Here is a 19,036-nt window from a genome sequence, read left to right as displayed (position 1 = left end):
CTCTCACTCCGGGATCAGGAACCAGCCAGGACGACCCTTGGCCTTGTAGATGAACAGGAAGTGCAGCATCAGCTTCACCCAGTGCCCGCTGAGCCCGATCTCGCCGCGGGTGTCGGTGAGCACCCGACCCGTCGGGTAACGGTCGTAGTCGGGCACGATCGGCATCATCGTCATCGCCGCAGCGGAACCGGTGCGCAGGTCCGACCCTGCGGACGCCACGCAGGCTGCGCCCATGTTCGCCATCGACGCCCGGTGCGGCAGGGCGGACGGACCCTTGTGGATGCGGTCGACGATCGTCATCGCGACGTTGCGTCCCATCACGCCCGAGGGCATGCCGGTCCGCGGGGGCGACGGTGCGATCGCGGTTCCGTTCACGCTCTTCCGGGGGCGTGAGATCGGATGCGGCGGCGCGAACGCGATACCCACGGCGAAGACGTTCCGGTACCCGGGCACCTCGTAGGTCGACGGCCAGTCGGCCGCACGCCATTCCTCGTAGGGCCGGGCGGTGTAGTCCGCGTCGACCTTCATGAAACCGCTCGGCGCGAACAGCTCCGCCGTGATGTCCTGCCCCTCCCGGTCGTAGGCCGTCAGGCCCACCCCGCCGAACGGCGGCAGCAGCATCGCGAAGTCGAAGCGCAGCGTGTGGCGGTTCCCGTCGAGGGTCTCGTAGCTCACCAGACCCTCGTCCACCCGCTCCACGTGGGCCCCCAGGATCGGCCTGACGTCACGCTCCCGGAACAGCGACGACGTCCACAGCTCGCTCGACGTCTGGAAGCCCTTGTCCTCGAACGTCATCCCGTCGACGCCGAAGTCGCCGAGGTGCGCCTCGTTGGTCAGGTAGTACAGCGTCGCGCGGTCCCGGACACCGGCGTCCCGGAGCACGTGGTCCACGTTGAACACGTACTCGAAGGCGGCGCCCTCGCAGGTGCACGTGCCGTGCCCCATCCCGACGACCAGCGTCTGGCGCTCCCCGGCTCGCAGGCGCTGCACCACGGCGTCGAGGGCCCGCGCAGCCCCGGCGGCGTGGTCCGCGGTGCACACCGACACGCTGTGACCTTCCGGTCCCAGACCCTCGGTCGCCTCGAACCTCAGCCGGGGCCCGGTCGCATTGATCAGGTAGTCGTACCGCAGCCGCTCCTCCTCGCCCGCTCGGCCCTGGCCCGTGTAGACGACGTCGACCGCGCCGCGCGGGTCGTCGTCGTCGCCCAGCGGCCGGATCGCCACCGCGCGCGCCTGCCGGAACTCGATCCCCTTCCGGCGGTAGACGGGTTCGAGCGGGAACACCACCTGCTCCTTGCGCATCTTCCCCACCCCGACCCAGATGTTGGACGGGATCCAGTTCCAGCGGGAGTTCGGGGAGACGACGGTGATGGTGTGGGCGCTGCCCGGGCCGGTCCGCCCCAGCTGCCGGGCGAGGTGGAGCGCGGCGGTGTGCCCGGAGACCCCGGCGCCGAGTACGACGATGTCGGCCATGACGACCCTTTCGAGGCGGGACTGAGGCTCACGAACTCCCGTGCGAGCGTCGGTCCGCCAAGACGGTCCCGCCGCTGCGCGGGCCACACCTCGAACCTAGTCCCGCTGGCGTCCGACGGGACGCTGCCGAGCCGGCCGATGCCCCGCGGGTCCGGCTCGGCAGCCGACTGGGACGCGGTTCGGCGGGCGCATCCCGGTCGGCTGCCGACCCGCTCACCGACGCGCTACACGCGCGCCGGACCCTCGCCTCCGCGCACGAGCGCGTCGCGGATCTCGCGCAGCAGGAGCGTGTCCTCGTCCGGCGTCGCATCCACCTCCTCCTTGCGGACGAACCGCCGCTTGGCCGCCTCGTACGGCTTCACGATGAAGAAGTAGACGACGAACGCCAGGATCAGGAACGCGACCAGCGCGGTGAGGAACGGCCCGACGGACACCAGCCCGCCCGGCTTCCACTGGTCGAAGTTCGGGGCACCGCCGGCCTTCGCCAGCAGCTCGATGATCACCTTGGTGAACGCGGTGACCACCGCCCCGAAGGCGGCGCCCATGATGAAGGCGACGGCGAGCTCGACGAGGTTGCCCCTCATGATGAAGTCCTTGAAGCCCTTCATGGCTGCTGCTCCTCTGTCTGGTGTGGCGTTGTCCCCCGGGCCGCCTCTGCCGGTCAGCCTCGGGGCGATGCTCCACCCGTTCCCGCAGGTCCCGCCACCGTTGCGGTCGCATCGAGCCGCCCCGGAATCGTCCGCTCGGCGCCCGAGCACCCGGGCCGGTGGCCCCGCAGCCGTCCAGCGACGGCGGCGCCGCGCACCCGACGGGTCCCCTCCTCTCCACGGCTCCTGCTCGCCGCGACCCAGCGCGCGGGAGCGCTTCCACACCGTGCCGCGAAACCGCTACAGTGGCCGCCGACCAACCTCGAATCGATTCGAGATCGCGTCGCGCAGCAGAGAGAGGACCCGTCGTCGTGACCGAGCCCCTGCCGTACCAGGACCCCACCCTCGCGGTTCCCGCCCGGGTCGCCGATCTGCTCGCCCGTATGACGCTGCCCGAGAAGGTCGGGCAGATGCTGCAGCTCAACGCCAAGGACGGCGTCGAACCGCTCGTCAGGGACTTCCACGTCGGCTCGATCCTGCACGCCTCCCCGGCCAACGTCCTGCAGGCGCACGACCTCACGGAACGCACCCGGCTGCGCATCCCCCTCCTGGTGGCCGAGGACTGCATCCACGGCCACTCGTTCTTCGAGGGCGCGACGATCTTCCCCACCCAGCTGGGCATGGCAGCCACCTGGGACCCCGAGCTGCTCGAGCGCGCCGCACGGGTGACGGCGGTCGAGGTGGCCGCGACCGGCATCCACTGGACGTTCTCCCCCGTGCTCTGCATCGCGCGCGACCTGCGCTGGGGCCGCGTGGACGAGACGTTCGGCGAGGACCCCTTCCTCATCGGAGAGCTCGCGTCGGCGATGGTCCGCGGCTACCAGGGCGACGGCCTGACGGACCCGACCGCGATCCTGGCCACCGCCAAGCACTTCGCCGGCTACTCCGAGACGCAGGGCGGTCGGGACGCGAGCGAGGCGGACATCTCCCGCCGCAAGCTGCGGTCCTGGTTCCTCCCGCCGTTCGAGCGGGTGGCACGTGAGGGCTGTCGCACGTTCATGCTCGGCTACCAGTCCACCGACGGCGTGCCGATCACCGTCAACCACTGGCTGCTGAACGAGGTCCTCCGCGGCGAGTGGGGGTACACCGGCACCCTGGTCACCGACTGGGACAACGTCGGCCGCATGGTCTGGGAGCAGCGGATCGAGCCGGACCACACCCACGCCGCGGCCCGCGCGGTCCGGGCGGGCAACGACATGGTGATGACGACCCCGCAGTTCTTCGCCGGCGCCCAGGACGCGGTGGCGCAGGGCCTGCTCGCCGAGCGCGACATCGATGCCGCGGTCGCGCGCATCCTCACGCTGAAGTTCGAGCTCGGCCTCTTCGAGGACCCGCGCCGCCCCGAGCCCGCACGGCAGCGTGCCGTCGTGGGGGAATCCGAGCACACCGCCGTCAACCTCGAGACGGCCCGCCGGTCGCTGGTGCTGCTGCGCAACGACGGCACGCTGCCGCTCGCCGGTGGGTTCACCGCTGACGCGACCGGACGCGCGGTGGACCCTAGCGACCACCCGTACCGCGTCGCGGTCGTGGGCCCCAACGCCGACGACCAGCACGCACAGCTCGGTGACTGGGCCGGGGCCTCCGGACAGGCGGACTGGCTGCCCGACGGCCACCCACGGCACCTGACCGCGACGGTGCTCGACGGTCTGCGCGCGCACGTGCCGGCCGGGTGGACCGTCACGCACGCCCGCGGTGCCGACGTCGTCACCGTCGGCCCGGACCCGGAGGGGGCGTTCTTCCCGGATGGTCAGCCGCGTCCGGCGGTCGCGGTGCCCTGCCCGCCCGACGAGGCGCTGATCGCCGAGGCGGTCCAGGCGGCCCGTGACGCCGACGTGGTCGTCGCCGTGGTCGGCGACCGGATCGAGCTGGTCGGCGAGGGTCGCTCCACGGCCACCCTCGAGCTGGTCGGCGGCCAGATCGCCCTGCTCGACGCGCTCGCGGCGACGGGGACACCGATGGTCGTCGTCCTCGTCGCCTCGAAGCCGCTCGTCCTGCCGCCCTCCGCCCTGGAGGCCGCCGCGCTCGTGTGGGCGGCGAACCCCGGCATGCGCGGCGGACAGGCGATCGCCGAGCTGCTGCTCGGTCTGGTCGAGCCGAGCGGCCGGCTGCCGATCTCGTTCGCCCGGCACGTCGGCCAGCAGCCCACCTACTACAACCAGCTGCCCGGCCAGCACGGCACCCGGTACGCCGACCTGACCCAGGACCCCGCGTTCGCATTCGGCGAGGGCCTCAGCTACACGAGCGTGGCGTACGACGACCTCGTGGTCTCCGCGCCCGTGGTGGGCCCGGACGACGTCGTGCGCGCCCAGGTGTCCGTGACGAACACCGGTGCCCGGCCCGTCCTCGAGACCGTCCAGGTCTACCTGCACGACGTCGTCACGTCGGTGACCTGGGCGCAGCAGGAGCTCAAGGCCTACCGCCAGGTGGCGCTGGCACCCGGTGAGCGACGGGTCGTCGAGCTCGAGCTGCCCGTACGCGACTGCACGCTGGTCGACGCGGAGGCGACGCGGGTCGTCGAGCCCGGCGAGTTCGAGCTGCTCGTCGGCCCGTCCTCACGGGACCGCGACCTGCTGCGCGCCACGTTCACCGTCCGGGCCTGACGGACCGGGCCCCCGTCGGTCAGCGCTGCGGGCCCGGGGACTCGACCAGGTCCGCGTACTCGCGATGACGGCCGATCCACGCCTTGACGAAGGGGCACGCCGGGACCACCCGCCGCCCCGAGGCCCGCGCGTCGTCCAGTGCCCGGCGTGCCAGAGCGGAACCCACGCCCATCCCCTCGGCCTGCGGGTCCACCTCGGTGTGGGTGAACGTGACCACGTCACCGTCCAGCTCGTAGAGGAGCACCCCGACCACCGTCGCACCCTGCCGCGCCTCGTAGCGCTGCTCCGTCGCCGCGTCTCGCACGTCGATGTCGTTCACCCGCGCCCCCGTCCCACCATCGCCACCCATGCCGAGATCCTCTCGGCATGCCCGCCGTGCGGCGACCCGACCTCCCCCGCGCGGGCCGTCCACCGGACCAGGGCCCTAAGTCTCAGCCCGGCTCCACAGAGGGCCCTAACGTCGTCCCATCCACTGGCCGTGCAGGTCAGACGTCTCGACGGCAAGGAGGCCGGCGCGATGAAGGTCAAGGCGTACCACTCGGCACACCCGTCCGACCCCCAGGTCTTCCACGACGACGACGAGTGCCCTGCGGGCCGCGAGATCCCCTGGTGGAACAAGCAGCTGGGCACGGACGAACGCCCGCGGTGCGAGTACTGCGTGTCGATCGACGCCCACCGCCCGGTCGCTCTCAGCGGACGCTGAACCAGAAGAGCTCGCCGCACGCGCCCCGTCCGGGGCCGTGCGGCGAGCTCTTCTCGTTGCTGTGGGTGCGTCGGAGGACGCCGACGTCACAGGACGCGCAGGCGCTCCGGCTCCTCGCCGCCGATGCGGTGCACCACCACGGAGTTGGTGGACCCGGTCACGCCGACCGGCGTACCCGCCACGACCACGACCACGTCGCCGATCTCGGCGAGACCCTGGGCCCGCAGCGTCTGGTCCACCTGGTAGACCATCACGTCCGTGCTCTCCACCTTGGGCACGAGGTACGTCTGCACGCCCCAGCTCAGGGACAGCACGTTCCGGACGGCCTCCAGCGGGGTGAAGGCGAGCAGCGGGATCGCCGACCGCAGGCGCGACATCCGCCGGGCGGAGTCACCGGACTGCGTGAAGGTCACCAGGTACTTGACGCCGAGCGCGTCGCCGACCTCAGCGGCGGCCCGGGTGATGGCGCCGCCGCGAGTCTGGGGCGTCGAGCCGAGCGGTGCGATGCGCTCGCGGCCCAGCTCCTCGGTGACCTCGATGATGCGAGCCATCGTGCGGACCGCCTCGATCGGGTACTCACCGACGCTCGTCTCGCCGGACAGCATCACCGCGTCAGCACCGTCGAGCACCGCGTTGGCGCAGTCGGAGGCCTCGGCGCGCGTCGGCCGGGGGCTGGTGATCATCGACTCGAGGACCTGCGTCGCGACGATCACCGGCTTGGCGTTGCGGCGCGCCAGCTCGACGGCCCGCTTCTGGACCAGCGGCACCTGCTCGAGCGGCAGCTCGACGCCCAGGTCGCCGCGGGCGACCATGATGCCGTCGAACGTCTGCACGATCTCGTTGAGGTTCTCGACGGCCTGCGGCTTCTCGATCTTGGCGATGACCGGGACGACCCGGCCCTCCTCCTCCATGATCCGGCGCACGTCGTCGTAGTCGCGGGCGTTGCGGACGAAGGACAGCGCGATGAGGTCGGCACCGACGCGAACCGCCCAGCGCAGGTCCTCCTCGTCCTTGTCGCTCAGCGCCGGGACGGAGACCGCCACGCCGGGGAGGTTCAGGCCCTTGTTGTTCGACACGGGGCCGGGGACCTCGACACGGGTCACGACGCGCGGGCCGTCGACCTCGGTGACGCGGACCAGCACCTTGCCGTCGTCGATGAGGATCGGGTCACCGGGCTTCACGTCCCCGGGCAGGCCCTTGAACGTGGTGGAGACCAGGTCCTTGGTGCCCTCCACGTCCTCGGTGGTGATGGTGAACACGTCACCGACCTCGAGGAAGTGCTTGCCCTCGACGAACCGGCCGAGGCGGATCTTCGGCCCCTGGAGGTCGACCAGCACCGCCACCGAGCGGCCCGAGGCCTTCGCCGCGGCGCGCACGTTGTTGTAGACCCGCTGGTGCACCTCGGTCTCACCGTGGCTGCGGTTCAGTCGCGCCACGTCCATACCCGCGTCGACCAGTGCCTGGATCTGCTCGGGCGACTCCGTCGCGGGGCCGATGGTGCAGACGATCTTCGCTCTACGCATGGTTCGAGCCTATTCCCTCTCGGATTTCGGGCCGCAGCCGAACGTCCTGGCCCCGCCTTGTGGGCAGGGGTTATCCGCGGTCGCGGGTGCGATGTGTCACTTGCTGGTCGTGCGGCGTTCGTCTGCTGGTCAAGGACGCAGTGCTTGGGTGCTCGCCTCGATCGGTGCCGGCAGCTCCGACAGGCCGTTGAGGTAGGCGTCCACCGACGCCGCTGCGGCCCTGCCCTCGGCGATCGCCCACACCACGAGCGACTGCCCCCGGCCGGCGTCGCCGGCGACGAACACGCCCGGTACGCCGACGGCGAAGTCGGCGGACCGCTGGACCGTGGACCGCCGCGTCACCCGCACGCCGATCTGGTCGACGAGCGCACCCGTCTCCGGACCGGAGAACCCCATGCAGATGAGCACCAGGTCTGCCGGCACGTCCTGCTCGGTCCCCGGGGTCGGAGCGCGGGTCCCGTCCGGCAGGTACTCGGTACGGGCCAGGCGCAGGTGACGGACGGCGCCGGCGTCGTCACCCTCGCCGCCGATGAAGGCGACGGTCGAGGCCAGGTAGGCGCGCTCGCCGCCCTCCTCGTGCGACGAGGAGACCTCGAACAGGACCGGATCCGTCGGCCACGGCTGGTCGACGGTCCGGTGCGTCGGCGGACGCTTGCCGATGGCCAGCGTCGTGACGGAGGCGGCGCCCTGCCGCAGGGCCGTGCCGAGGCAGTCGGAGCCGGTGTCGCCACCGCCGATGATCACCACGTGCTTGCCCGCGGCGGTGATCTGGTCCGGCACGGTCCCACCGGCGGCCACGACGTTGGCCTGGTGCAGGTAGTCCATCGCGACGTGGATGCCGTCGAGCTCACGGCCCGGCAGCGGCAGGTCGCGGGGCACCGTCGCGCCCGTGGCCACGACCACCGCGTCGTACCGCGCGCGCAGGTCGTCCCAGGTGATGTCGCGACCGATCTCGACGTTGGGCCGGAACCGGGTGCCCTCCGCGGTCATCTGGGTGAGCCGGCGGTCGATGTGCCGCTTCTCGAGCTTGAAGTCCGGCACCCCGTAGCGCAGGAGGCCGCCGATCGCGTCGTCGCGCTCGTACACGGCCACGGTGTGGCCGGCGCGCGTCAGCTGCTGGGCGGCGGCGAGGCCGGCCGGCCCGGAGCCGACCACCGCGACCGTGTGGCCGGTGAGGCGCTGGGGCACCTGCGGGGTGACGTAGCCGCGCTCGAACGCCTCGTCGATGATCGAGACCTCGACGTTCTTGATGGTGACCGGCGGCTGGCTGATGCCCAGCACGCAGGACGACTCGCAGGGGGCCGGGCAGATGCGACCCGTGAACTCCGGGAAGTTGTTGGTCGCGTGCAGGCGCTCGATCGCGTCCGCCCACTGACCTCGCCACACCAGGTCGTTCCACTCGGGGATCAGGTTCCCCAACGGGCAGCCGTTGTGGCAGAACGGGATGCCGCAGTCCATGCAGCGACCCGCCTGGGCACGCAGGAACGGCTGACCCTCCGGCAGCTGCTCGTGGACGTCCTTCCAGTCCTGGATCCGGACCTCGACCGGCCGGTTCGGTGGCAGCTGACGGTCGCGCACCTTGAGGAACCCCCGCGGGTCAGCCATGCGCCACCTCCAGGATCCGCTCCCACACGCCCGGGGCCGTCGGGTCGAGCCCCTCGGCCGCCGCCTTGGACAAGGCTTCGCGGACACGTGCGTACTCGGTCGGCAGCAGCCGGGTGAACCGTGCGCGCACCGCCTCGGGGTCCTCGAGCAGCTGCGCAGCCACCGGCGAACCGGTCTCGTCGAGGTGCCGGCGGAGCAGGCCCGTCACCAGCACGACGTCGGAGTCGTCGAGCGGCTGGAGCGCGAGCTCACCGCTGGCGACCGCCTGCGTGTTCACCAGGGCCGGCTGCAGGTCCAGGACGTACGCCGTACCGCCCGACATGCCGGCCGCGAGGTTGCGCCCCGTCGGGCCGAGGACGACGACGGTCCCGCCCGTCATGTACTCGCAGGCGTGGTCGCCCACGCCTTCGACTACGAGCGTCGCGCCGGAGTTGCGCACGCCGAAGCGCTCGCCCACCAGACCGCGCAGGAAGATCTCGCCCGACGTCGCGCCGTACCCGATGACGTTGCCCGCGACGACGTTGTTCCGGCCCGACAGCACCGAGCTGCGGTGCGGCCGGACGACGAGGCGCCCACCCGACAGACCCTTGCCGACGTAGTCGTTCGCGTCGCCGAACAGGCGCAGGGTCACACCCTTGGGCAGGAACGCGCCGAAGGACTGACCCGCCGACCCGGTCAGCGTGACGTCGATCGTGTCGTCCGGCAGGCCGGCTCCGCTGTACCGCCGGGTCACCTCGTGACCGAGCAGCGTGCCGACGGTGCGGTTGACGTTGCGGACCGGCAGCGCGATGCGGACGGGCTCACCGTGGTCCAGGGCGTCGGCTGCCATCGCGATCAGCTGGTTGTCCAGCGCCCGCTCGAGGCCGTGGTCCTGGTCCTTGACGTGGTGCAACGAGGACCCCGGCTTCGGCTCGGGGACCGCCAGCACCGGGCCGAGGTCCAGCCCGGCGGCCTTCCAGTGGTCGACCGCCGCCGTGGTGTCGAGCAGCTCGACGTGACCGACCGCCTCCTCGATGGACCGGAAGCCGATCGACGCGAGGTGCTCGCGCACCTCCTGGGCGATGTACTCGAAGAACGTCTCGACGAACTCCGGCTTGCCCGTGAACCGGGCGCGCAGCTCGGGGTTCTGCGTGGCGACGCCGACCGGACAGGTGTCGAGGTGGCAGACGCGCATCATGACGCAGCCCGAGACGACCAGCGGCGCGGTGGCGAAGCCGAACTCCTCGGCGCCGAGCAGCGCGCCGATCACCACGTCGCGACCCGTCTTCAGCTGCCCGTCCACCTGGACGACGACACGGTCGCGCAGGTCGTTGAGCACCAGCGTCTGCTGCGTCTCCGCGAGGCCGATCTCCCAGGGCGTACCCGCGTGCTTCAGGCTCGTCAGCGGCGAGGCGCCCGTGCCGCCGTCATGGCCCGAGATGAGCACCACGTCCGCGTGCGCCTTCGCGCACCCCGCGGCCACCGTGCCGACGCCGAACTCGCTGACGAGCTTGGTGTGGACTCGGGCCTTCGGGTTGGCGTTCTTCAGGTCGTGGATCAGCTGCTTGAGATCCTCGATCGAGTAGATGTCGTGGTGCGGGGGCGGCGAGATCAGGCCCACACCGGGTGTGGAGTGCCGCGTCTGCGCGACCCACGGGTACACCTTGTGACCCGGCAGCTGACCGCCCTCGCCGGGCTTGGCACCCTGGGCGAGCTTGATCTGCAGGTCGTCCGCGAAGGTCAGGTACTCGCTCGTCACGCCGAAACGTCCGGATGCGACCTGCTTGATGCGGGAGCGACGCTCCGGGTCGTGCAGGCGCTCGGGGTCCTCGCCGCCCTCACCGGTGTTGGAACGGGCGCCGAGGTGGTTCATCGCGATCGCGAGCGTCTCGTGCGCCTCCGCCGAGATGGAGCCGTACGACATGGCGCCCGTCGAGAACCGCTTGATGATCGAGTCGACCGGCTCGACCTCGTCGATCGGCACCGGCTGGCGCACGCCCTCCTTGAACCGCAGGAGACCGCGCAGCGTCATCAGCCGCGAGGACTGGTCGTCGACCCGCTGGGTGTACTGCCGGAAGACGTCGTACTGCCGCGTCCGCGTCGAGTGCTGCAGGCGGAACACCGTCTCGGGGTCGAACAGGTGCTCCTCACCGCCGCGGCGCCACTGGTACTCGCCGCCCACGGCCAGGGACTGGTGCGGCTGCCGGTTGCCCGATGCGGGGTAGGCGTCGGCGTGCCGTGCGGCGACCTCCGCCGCGATGACGTCGAGCCCGACGCCGTCCAGCCGGCTGGTCGTGCCGGTGAAGTACCGCTCGACCAGCGCGTGGGACAGACCGATCGCCTCGAACACCTGCGCGCCGCGGTAGGACGCCATGGTGGAGATGCCCATCTTGGACATCACCTTGAGCACGCCCTTGCCCAGCGCCTTGATCAGGTTGGCGACGGCCTTCTCCGGGGCGACCCCCGGCAGGTAGCCGCGGCGCGCCATGTCCTCGACGGTCTCCATCGCCAGGTACGGGTTCACCGCAGCGGCGCCGTAGCCGATCAGCAGCGCCACGTGGTGCACCTCGCGGACGTCGCCGGCCTCGACGACCAGCGAGATCTGCGTGCGGGTGTGCCGGCGCAGCGTGTGGTGGTGCACGGCCGAGAGGAGCAGCAGCGACGGGATCGGCGCGTGGTCCGCATCGGAGTTGCGGTCGGACAGCACGAGGAAGCTGACGCCGTCGGCGATCGCCGCGTCGACCTCGGCGAAGATCTCCTCCAGCCGGGCCTGCAGCGCGGCACCGCCGCCGTCGACCCGGTACAGGCCGCGGATCGTCGTCGCCCGGAAGCCGAGGTCCGGCTGCCGTGCGACGTGCACGATCTTGGCGAGCTGGTCGTTGTCGATCACGGGGAACGGCAGCACCAGCTTGCGCGCGTGCTCCGGTCCGTCGGTCAGCAGGTTCGGCTCCGGACCGATGGCCCCACCGATGGCCGTGACCAGCTCTTCGCGGATCGCGTCCAGCGGCGGGTTGGTCACCTGCGCGAACATCTGCGTGAAGTAGTCGAACAGCAGCCGCGGACGGGACGACAGCACGGCAACCGGCGTGTCCGACCCCATCGCCCCGAGCGGCTCGGCGGCGTTGGTGCCCATCGGCGCCAGGATGATCTTCAGCTCTTCCTCGGTGTACCCGAAGGTCCGCTGGCGGCGACGCACGGAGGCGGTCGAGTGGGCCACGTGCTCGCGCTCGGGCAGCTGCTCGAGGTGGACCGCGTTGTCCCGCATCCACTCGGCGTAGGGCCGCTGGGCCGCCAGCTCGCCCTTGATCACCTCGTCCGCCACGATCCGGCCACGGCGGGTGTCGACCAGGAACATCTTGCCGGGCTCGAGGCGGCCCTTGGCCACCACCGTCGCCGGGTCGAGGTCGAGCACGCCGGCCTCGCTCGCGCAGACGACGAGCCCGTCCTCGGTGACCCAGTACCGGCCGGGACGCAGGCCGTTGCGGTCCTGCATCGAGCCGATCAGCGTGCCGTCGGTGAACGTCATCGCCGCCGGGCCGTCCCACGGCTCGATCAGCGTGGAGTGGTACGCGTAGAACGCGCGCCGCTCGGGATCCATCTGGGCGTGGTTCTCCCACGCCTCGGGGATCATCATCATCATCGCGTGCGGCAGCGACCGGCCGGCGAGGTGCAGCAGCTCCAGGACCTCGTCGAAGCTGCCCGAGTCCGAACCGCCGGGCGTGCAGACCGGCAACAGGGGTGCGAGGTCGCCCAGCAGGTCGCTGTGCATCATGCCCTCGCGGGCGGCGACCCAGTTCCGGTTGCCCCGCACCGTGTTGATCTCACCGTTGTGGGCGATCATCCGGAACGGCTGCGCGAGCTCCCAGGACGGGAACGTGTTGGTGGAGAAGCGCGAGTGGACCAGCACGATCTCCGAGGCGTACCGCGGGTCCGACAGGTCCGCGAAGAACGGCTCCAGCTGCCCGGTGGTCAGCATGCCCTTGTACGTCAGCGTGCGGGCGGACAGCGAGGCGAAGTAGAGGCCGGCCTCCCGCTCGGCACGCCGGCGCAGCCGGAACGTGCGACGGTCGAGGTCGATCCCGGAGAGCTCACGCGCGGGGTCCGCGACGACGAGCTGACGGAACACCGGCATCGAGGCACGTGCCGTGGGGCCGACGAGGTCTGCGGTGATCACGACGTCGCGCCACGCGAGCACGTCGAGCTTCTCCTCCGCAGCGATCGCCTCGACCGCGGCGACGACGCGCTCGCGCTCGTTCGCGTCGACGGGCAGGAACGCCAGACCGATCGCGTAGTGACCGGCCGGCGGCAGCTCGGCGTCCACCACGTCGCGCAGGAACGCGTCCGGGATCTGCGTGAGGATGCCCGCCCCGTCGCCGCTGTCCTCCTCGGCGCCCACCGCACCTCGGTGGTCGAGGTTGAGCAGCGCGGTGAGCCCGGCGTCGACGATGTCGCGCCCCGGCGTGCCGCGCAGCGTGGCGACGAACGCGAAGCCGCAGGCGTCGCGCTCGGCGTCGGGGTCGTACAGCCCGTGGGCCAGGGGTGCCCGCAGGCTCCCTGGGGTCACGTGCGATGTCGACATCAAACCGTCCTCACAAGGTCGCACGTACAGCTGGTGCGTGTGGGACGTCGTCGGCCCGCATGCGTGGGGTGACACTACCAACCGGTCGGACCGCGGCCGCATCGCACACCAAGGCGTGGTCCCACGGTGCGGTGCGGTCACCGCGTCGGGTCCGACGCGTTCCTCTCGTCGTCCTGCCGCACCGGTGAGGCCAGCAGGAGGGTCGTGTCGCGCCCGGGGTGCCGGCGGCCGACCACCGCGAACGCTACCAGCGCACCGAGGCCGACCACGATGGCCGTCCAGACGTTGAGCCGCAGCCCCAGGACGTGGTGCGCCGGGTCGATCCGGAGCAGCTCGACCCACAGCCGGCCCGCGCAGTACAGCGCGACGTAGAGCCAGAACGCACGCCCGTGGCCGAACCGGTAGCGCCGGTCCAGCCAGACCAGGAGCGCCGCTGCCAGCAGGTCCCAGATCAGCTCGTACAGGAAGGTCGGGTGGAAGAGCGTCCCGGACGGGTAGCCGGCGGGCAGGTGCGCGTCGTCGATGCGCAGACCCCAGGGCAGCGTCGTCGGACCGCCGAACAGCTCCTGGTTGAACCAGTTGCCGAGCCGCCCGATCGCCTGCGCGACGAGCAGTCCGGGTGCCAGGGCGTCGGCGAACGGCGCGAGCCTGACCCCCTGCCGGTGGGCTCCGATCCACGCACCGAGGCCGCCGAGCGCGACAGCCCCCCAGATCCCGAGGCCACCTTCCCAGACGAACAGGGCGCGGACCGGGTCACCCCCGCGGCCGAAGTAGGCGTCGGGAGAGCTGATCACGTGGTACAGCCGACCTCCGACGATCCCGAACGGCACCGCCCAGTAGACGATCTCGAGGGCGGTGTCGCCGTCATCACCGCGCTCCACCCAGCGACGTCGGGTGATCACCACGCCGACGACGATGCCGAGCAGGATGGCGAACGCGTAGGCACGCAGAGGCAGCGGTCCGAGGTACCACACGCCGCGCGACGGGCTGGGGATCGCCGCCGTCACGGCGGCGAGGGTCACCTCGCGCTCCGCACACCTGCCGCCAGGCTCTGCGTGACCGCGGTCAGCGCCGCGAGCCCGGCCCGCTCGTCGGGTGCGTCGACCAGGGCCCTGACGAGGGCCGAGCCGACGATGACGCCGTCCGCGTAGGCGCCGACCTCGGCCGCCTGTTCCGCACGGGAGACACCAAGCCCCACGCACACGTGGCGAGCGCCTGCCGCGCGGGTGTCTGAGACCAGCTTCTGCGCCCGCGAGCCGACCGTCGACCGCTCGCCCGTCACACCCATCGTCGAGGCCGCGTAGACGAACCCGCGAGACGACGCGGCGGTCAGCGCGAGGCGCTCCGGGGTCGAGCTGGGTGCGACGAGGAACACCCTGTCGAGCCCGTGGCGGTCCGACGCCGCGATCCACTCACCGGCCTCGTCCGGGACGAGGTCGGGGGTGATCAGGCCGGCACCGCCGGCTGCGGCCAGATCACGTGCGTAGGCCTCCACGCCGTACCGCAGCACCAGGTTCCAGTACGTCATGACAAGGATCGGGGCTCCGCGGCCGGCGACCTGCTCCACCGCCAGCAGCGTGTCGCGCACACGCGTGCCGCGGGCGAGGGCGGCCTCGACCGCGTGCTGGATCACCGGTCCGTCCATCACCGGGTCGGAGTAGGGCATGCCCAGCTCGACGACGTCCACACCCGCGTCGACCATCGTCCGCACAGCGTCGACCGACGCCGGCACGCTCGGGTAGCCGACCGGCAGGTAGCCGACCAGCGCCGCACGGTTCTCCCGCTCCGCCAGCGCGTCGAGCAGCGCTCCGGTCGACGAGACGACGTCCGTGCCGGTCACAGCTGCTCTCCCTCGTCCGCCAGCACCGTGGGCTCCTCGTCCAGCAGCCCGAACCACGCACCCGCCGTCGCCACGTCCTTGTCCCCACGCCCGGAGAGGTTCACCAGCAGGACCGGCTCGTCGACGCCCCACTGCTCGACCTCACGCCCCAGCTGCAGGGCTCCCGCCAGGGCGTGCGCCGACTCGATCGCCGGGATGATCCCCTCCGTGCGGCACAGCAGGCGGAACGCCTCCATCGCCTGGTCGTCGTCCACCGGCCGGTACTCGGCCCGCCCGATGTCGTGCAGCCACGCGTGCTCCGGCCCGACGCTCGGGTAGTCCAGCCCCGCTGAGACCGAGTGGCTGGGGCGCGTCTGACCGTCGTCGTCCTGCAGCAGGTACGACCGCGCTCCCTGCAGCACGCCGGGCTCACCACCGGAGAACCGGGCGGCGTGCTCGCCGGACGAGATCCCGTGACCGCCGGCCTCGAAGCCGAACAGCCGGACCGACGGCTCGTCGAGGAACGCGTTGAAGATGCCCATCGCGTTGGACCCCCCGCCGACGCACGCGGCGACGGCGTCCGGCAGCCGCCCGATCTCGTCGAACAGCTGGGCGCGCGCCTCCTCGCCGATGATCTTGTGGAAGTCGCGCACCATCTCGGGGAACGGGTGCGGGCCGGTCACCGTGCCGAGCAGGTAGTGCGTCGTCTCGACGTTGGTGACCCAGTCCCGCAGCGCCTCGTTGATCGCATCCTTCAAGGTCCGGCTGCCCTGGCGGACCGGCACGACCTCGGCCCCGAGCAGGCGCATCCGTGCGACGTTCAGCGCCTGCCTGCGCGTGTCCTCCTCGCCCATGTAGACGGTGCACTCGAGGTCCATCAGCGCCGCTGCCGTCGCCGTGGCGACGCCGTGCTGGCCCGCACCGGTCTCCGCGATCACCCGGGTCTTGCCCATGCGCTTCACCAGCAGGGCCTGGCCGAGCACGTTGTTGATCTTGTGGGACCCGGTGTGGTTGAGGTCCTCGCGCTTCAGGAAGACCCGCGCCCCGCCGCCCACGTGCCGCGCGAACCGCTCGACCTCCGTGAGGGGGCTCGGCCGCCCGGTGTAGGTGCGGTGCAACCGCGCCAGCGCGGCGGCGAACGCCGGGTCCGCCTGCGCCTTGTGGTAGGCGGTGTCCAGCTCGTCGAGCGCCGCGATCAGCGCCTCGGGGACGAAGCGGCCGCCGAACTGACCGAAGTACGGGCCCTGATGGGTGGACAGCGGCCCGGTGGTGGCGGGGCCATGAGCGTCCGAGGGAACCGGGCGGCCGCCGCTGGACGGGCTCACTGCCGGACCGCCCGCAGGGAGGGGTGGGCACCTGCCGCGACGAGGTCCGCCACCGACCGGCGGGGGGCGTCGTCCGTCACCAGGGCCTCCCCCACGAGCACGACGTCGGCGCCCGCTCGCGCGTAGTCCATGACGTCGTGCGGTCCACGCACCCCGGACTCGGCGACCTTGACGACGTGGTTCGGGATGCTCGGCGCCACTCGTGCGAACGTGCCGCGGTCCACCTCGAGGGACCGCAGGTCGCGCGCGTTCACCCCGACCACGCGGGCGCCGGCGTCGACCGCCCGGCGCGCCTCCTCGGAGTCGTGCACCTCGACGAGCGCCGTCATGCCCAACGAGTGCACCCGGTCGACCAGCGACTCCAGCACCGTCTGCTCCAGCGCGGCGACGATGAGCAGCAGCAGGTCGGCGCCGTGGGCGCGCGCCTCCCACACCTGGTACGGCGTGACGATGAAGTCCTTGCGCAGCACGGGGATGTCCACCCGTGCCCGCACCGAGTCCAGGTCCGCCAGCGAGCCCCGGAAGCGCCGCTGCTCGGTGAGTACCGAGATCGCGGCGGCTCCGCCCTTCTCGTACTCGGCGGCCAGCGCTGCCGGGTCGTCGATGCTGGCGAGCGCACCCTTGCTCGGGCTCGAGCGCTTCACCTCGGCGATGACCGTGACGGCGTCCTCGACCTTCAGCCGAGAGACGCACTCGAGCGCTGAGGGTCGACGCTGCGCCCGCTCCTTGAGCTCGTCCAGCGACGTCAGCGCCTGGCGCTCGGCCAGGTCCTGGCGGACACCGGCGACGATGTCGTCCAGCACGGTCATGGCCCCCACCCCTCCCGCCCGGTCGGTCCGGTTGCGGCCATCGTAAAGGTGGCCCGCCGGGGGCCCGTCCGCCGGTCATGGGATGGAACGGTGCGGACCACACGATTGCCGCGAGGCGCCGGGGCGCGCGCGGGCCACGGCGGCGCGTCCGCGTGGCCGGTGAGCCGGGTCAGCCCGAGTGCGGCGGGTGCGTGATCAGTACGTGCGACCGGACGTCGAGGCGAAGATGCCGAAGACGATCGCTCCGATGACCAGGATGGCGACGAGCGCCCCGAGCGCCGTGGCGATCCAGCCGATCACGATGCCGGCGACCGCGATCCCGTCGTTGTTCGCCTCACCGCGAGCCACGGCCTGACGGGCTCGCCTGCCGAGGATCACGGCGGGGATGCCGGTCAGCAGGGTGAAGCCGAGGACGATGCCCGCCAGCGCGAGCACGAGCGACCAGATCCCCAGATCGTTGCGCGGGTACACCTGGCCGTAGCCCGGGTACCCCGGGTAGGGAGCGCCGTAGGGGGCCGAACCGTACGGCTGGGCTGGGTACGGCTGGGCTGGGTACGGCTGAGCCCCGTAGGGCTGGGCCGGCTGGGCCGCGTACGGCTCGGTCCCGTAGGCCTGACCGGGGGCAGGGTAGCCGCCGCCATAGGGGCCCTCCGCACCCTGTGCCTCGCCGGGGTATCCCGGCGCGTGCTGACCGGGGTACGGGGCCGACGACCCAGGCTGTGGCTGCGCTGGGGCCTCGGGGTGCTGAGGTCCGGAGGTGGGCGCCTGGGGCTGGGCCGGCACCGCGGGCGGCTGGTCGGAACCGGCGGTGCCGCCGGGTCCCTCGGGGCTGGACATTCGTCCTCCTGCTCGTCCTCGGCCGGACGTTCCCCGGCCGCTGCGCCGATGCGGTGGCTCAGTGGCCGCCGCGGGCCCGAGCGCTGCCCGGCTGGCCCAGGCCCATCATCTGGAGCACCCTGCCGACGATCAGCCCGGCGAGGACCACCCCGCCGCCCACCCACGCCAACCAGGGCTCCGCGAGAGCGACTCCAAGGCCTGCCACCACGGCACCCACCACCACGATCAGCGTCGTCGTCCACGCCGCGACCGTGCGGCCGTGGTTGCGGGGCGCCGCCGCCGGTGGCAGATGGACCGCCTCGGTGCGGCCGGCGCCGAGCATGCGGTTGCCCGGCTGGTCGTCGAGAGGCTGGTCTGCCATCGGTTCATACCCTTCGTGCTCGGCTGTCGGACACAGTAGCGGAGAGCTGGGACGCCCACCGGCGGAGCCGGCGGTGATCACGTCGGGTCCTCCCCGCGGGTCAGAGCATCCCAGTCGGCCCGCTCGTCCGGCTCGTGGGACCGCTCGCCGGGCGCGTCGGACCGCCGGCCGGGCTCCGCCTGCGACGGTGGCAGCACGCGCTCCGGCGCGCCGGCGACGGTGGGCGCAGCCGTCGGCTCCTGGCTCTGCGGGACGACAGCCGCGGCGCCGGGCGGCATCGGCCCGAGTTCGCGTTGCGTCGCCGCACGCGCAGGTGCCGGCTCGTGGCGGCCGCTCGTCCCGGACCATCGGGCCGAAGCGCGGCCCAGGGCGATACCGCACACGACCACGATGGCGGCGACCAGCGTCGCGACCCACGGGGCGGCCGTCGTCCGGGGCGTCCCGACGAGGTGGTCCACACCGGTCGCAGCCGCGACCGCCTGCCGGGCCACGGGGCCCGGGTCCGCCAGCAGCGCGACGGCCGACCAGGCGACCACGACACCGCACAGCAGCACGACCGCCATGACGACCCACCGGCCGAGCCGACCGGCCAGTGCGAGCGCGGCACCGGCGGCCGCCAGGGCCAGCGCAGCGCCCACCATCCCCGGTGCGGCCCTCGTGCCCGGGACGTGCACCTGCACGGTGCCCGTCAGCACAGAGGTTCCTGCGGCGCTCACCCACGTGGGGACGGCGGCGACCCAGACGAGGACGGCGAGGAGCAGCAGCGCTACCACCCA

At 72.2% G+C, this 19,036-nt stretch carries 15 protein-coding genes; 2 read left to right on the top strand and 13 right to left on the bottom strand.

Translation table 11 applies throughout. The annotated features are described in order from the left end of the window. Positions 1-3: 3 nt before the first annotated feature. Together N0B34_RS06110 and mscL are read right to left on the bottom strand one after the other, a co-directional pair. A complete protein-coding gene (locus tag N0B34_RS06110; protein ID WP_263730418.1) occupies positions 4-1,473 on the bottom strand; it encodes an NAD(P)/FAD-dependent oxidoreductase in 1,470 nt (489 codons plus the stop codon). A 224-nt stretch (positions 1,474-1,697) separates the two neighbouring features. Continuing rightward, positions 1,698-2,081 carry a large conductance mechanosensitive channel protein MscL gene (mscL, locus tag N0B34_RS06105; protein ID WP_263730417.1) on the bottom strand — a complete coding sequence of 128 codons (384 nt, stop codon included), beginning with the start codon at positions 2,079-2,081 and terminating at the stop codon, positions 1,698-1,700. A gap of 350 nt (positions 2,082-2,431) precedes the next feature. On the opposite strand from mscL, the gene N0B34_RS06100 reads away from it, so the two are divergent. Further along, on the top strand, positions 2,432-4,720 hold the full coding sequence (locus N0B34_RS06100) for a glycoside hydrolase family 3 N-terminal domain-containing protein (protein ID WP_263730416.1): 2,289 nt from the start codon (positions 2,432-2,434) through the stop codon (positions 4,718-4,720). A 19-nt stretch (positions 4,721-4,739) separates the two neighbouring features. Here N0B34_RS06100 and N0B34_RS06095 read toward each other — a convergent pair whose 3' ends face one another. After that, positions 4,740-5,069, bottom strand: coding sequence for a GNAT family N-acetyltransferase (locus tag N0B34_RS06095; protein ID WP_263730415.1), 330 nt, complete (start codon positions 5,067-5,069; stop codon positions 4,740-4,742). A gap of 129 nt (positions 5,070-5,198) precedes the next feature. Here N0B34_RS06095 and N0B34_RS06090 point away from each other — a divergent pair, with 129 nt between their 5' ends. Then, positions 5,199-5,423 (top strand): hypothetical protein, encoded by a 225-nt coding sequence (locus N0B34_RS06090; protein ID WP_263730414.1) that lies wholly within the window; start codon positions 5,199-5,201, stop codon positions 5,421-5,423. 86 nt (positions 5,424-5,509) lie between these two features. Here N0B34_RS06090 and pyk read toward each other — a convergent pair whose 3' ends face one another. The 10 genes from pyk to N0B34_RS06040 all read right to left on the bottom strand — a co-directional run bounded on the left by pyk (position 5,510) and on the right by N0B34_RS06040 (position 19,033). Then, the gene (gene pyk, locus N0B34_RS06085) at positions 5,510-6,946 is read right to left on the bottom strand and encodes a pyruvate kinase (protein ID WP_263730413.1); all 1,437 of its coding nucleotides are present in this window, start codon (positions 6,944-6,946) and stop codon (positions 5,510-5,512) included. Positions 6,947-7,075: 129 nt separating this feature from the next. Beyond that, on the bottom strand, positions 7,076-8,551 hold the full coding sequence (locus tag N0B34_RS06080; RefSeq protein WP_263730412.1) for a glutamate synthase subunit beta: 1,476 nt from the start codon (positions 8,549-8,551) through the stop codon (positions 7,076-7,078). Further along, on the bottom strand, positions 8,544-13,109 hold the full coding sequence (gene gltB / locus N0B34_RS06075; RefSeq protein WP_263730411.1) for a glutamate synthase large subunit: 4,566 nt from the start codon (positions 13,107-13,109) through the stop codon (positions 8,544-8,546). Before gltB ends, N0B34_RS06080 begins: the two co-directional genes overlap by 8 nt. 137 nt (positions 13,110-13,246) lie before the next feature. Beyond that, a complete protein-coding gene (gene lgt / locus N0B34_RS06070) occupies positions 13,247-14,131 on the bottom strand; it encodes a prolipoprotein diacylglyceryl transferase (RefSeq protein ID WP_263730410.1) in 885 nt (294 codons plus the stop codon). Then, positions 14,128-14,949 carry a tryptophan synthase subunit alpha gene (trpA, locus tag N0B34_RS06065; protein ID WP_263730409.1) on the bottom strand — a complete coding sequence of 274 codons (822 nt, stop codon included), beginning with the start codon at positions 14,947-14,949 and terminating at the stop codon, positions 14,128-14,130. Before trpA ends, lgt begins: the two co-directional genes overlap by 4 nt. After that, positions 14,946-16,253, bottom strand: a complete 1,308-nt coding sequence (trpB, locus tag N0B34_RS06060; RefSeq protein WP_412175700.1) for a tryptophan synthase subunit beta — start codon at positions 16,251-16,253, stop codon at positions 14,946-14,948. The genes trpA and trpB overlap by 4 nt, the downstream gene beginning before the upstream one ends. Further along, on the bottom strand, positions 16,250-17,062 hold the full coding sequence (gene trpC, locus N0B34_RS06055; RefSeq protein ID WP_263730408.1) for an indole-3-glycerol phosphate synthase TrpC: 813 nt from the start codon (positions 17,060-17,062) through the stop codon (positions 16,250-16,252). The genes trpB and trpC overlap by 4 nt, the downstream gene beginning before the upstream one ends. A gap of 195 nt (positions 17,063-17,257) precedes the next feature. Beyond that, a complete protein-coding gene (locus tag N0B34_RS06050) occupies positions 17,258-17,899 on the bottom strand; it encodes a DUF4190 domain-containing protein (RefSeq protein ID WP_263730407.1) in 642 nt (213 codons plus the stop codon). Between the two features lie 58 nt (positions 17,900-17,957). Next, entirely contained in the window at positions 17,958-18,260 is a 303-nt protein-coding gene (locus N0B34_RS06045; protein ID WP_263730406.1) for an HGxxPAAW family protein, read from the bottom strand. A gap of 77 nt (positions 18,261-18,337) precedes the next feature. After that, complete coding sequence (locus N0B34_RS06040) at positions 18,338-19,033, bottom strand: Trp biosynthesis-associated membrane protein (RefSeq protein ID WP_263730405.1); 696 nt, start codon at positions 19,031-19,033, stop codon at positions 18,338-18,340. Between the last annotated feature and the right edge of the window lie 3 nt (positions 19,034-19,036).

It is taken from the genome of Cellulomonas sp. SG140 (genome assembly GCF_025770785.1).
GTDB lineage: Bacteria > Actinomycetota > Actinomycetes > Actinomycetales > Cellulomonadaceae > Cellulomonas.
Note: the sequence above shows the minus strand (reverse complement) of the source record. Positions and strands in the feature narration are given on the sequence as shown.

Excerpts from the sequence above, each read along its gene's own strand:
- N0B34_RS06110 (WP_263730418.1), bottom strand. The coding sequence starts at position 1,473 with ATGGCCGACATCGTCGTACTCGGCGCCGGGGTCTCCGGGCACACCGCC.
- mscL (WP_263730417.1), bottom strand. The coding sequence starts at position 2,081 with ATGAAGGGCTTCAAGGACTTCATCATGAGGGGCAACCTCGTCGAGCTC.
- N0B34_RS06095 (WP_263730415.1), bottom strand. The coding sequence starts at position 5,069 with ATGGGTGGCGATGGTGGGACGGGGGCGCGGGTGAACGACATCGACGTG.
- pyk (WP_263730413.1), bottom strand. The coding sequence starts at position 6,946 with ATGCGTAGAGCGAAGATCGTCTGCACCATCGGCCCCGCGACGGAGTCG.
- N0B34_RS06080 (WP_263730412.1), bottom strand. The coding sequence starts at position 8,551 with ATGGCTGACCCGCGGGGGTTCCTCAAGGTGCGCGACCGTCAGCTGCCA.
- gltB (WP_263730411.1), bottom strand. The coding sequence starts at position 13,109 with ATGTCGACATCGCACGTGACCCCAGGGAGCCTGCGGGCACCCCTGGCC.
- trpC (WP_263730408.1), bottom strand. The coding sequence starts at position 17,062 with ATGACCGTGCTGGACGACATCGTCGCCGGTGTCCGCCAGGACCTGGCC.
- N0B34_RS06050 (WP_263730407.1), bottom strand. The coding sequence starts at position 17,899 with ATGTCCAGCCCCGAGGGACCCGGCGGCACCGCCGGTTCCGACCAGCCG.
- N0B34_RS06045 (WP_263730406.1), bottom strand. The coding sequence starts at position 18,260 with ATGGCAGACCAGCCTCTCGACGACCAGCCGGGCAACCGCATGCTCGGC.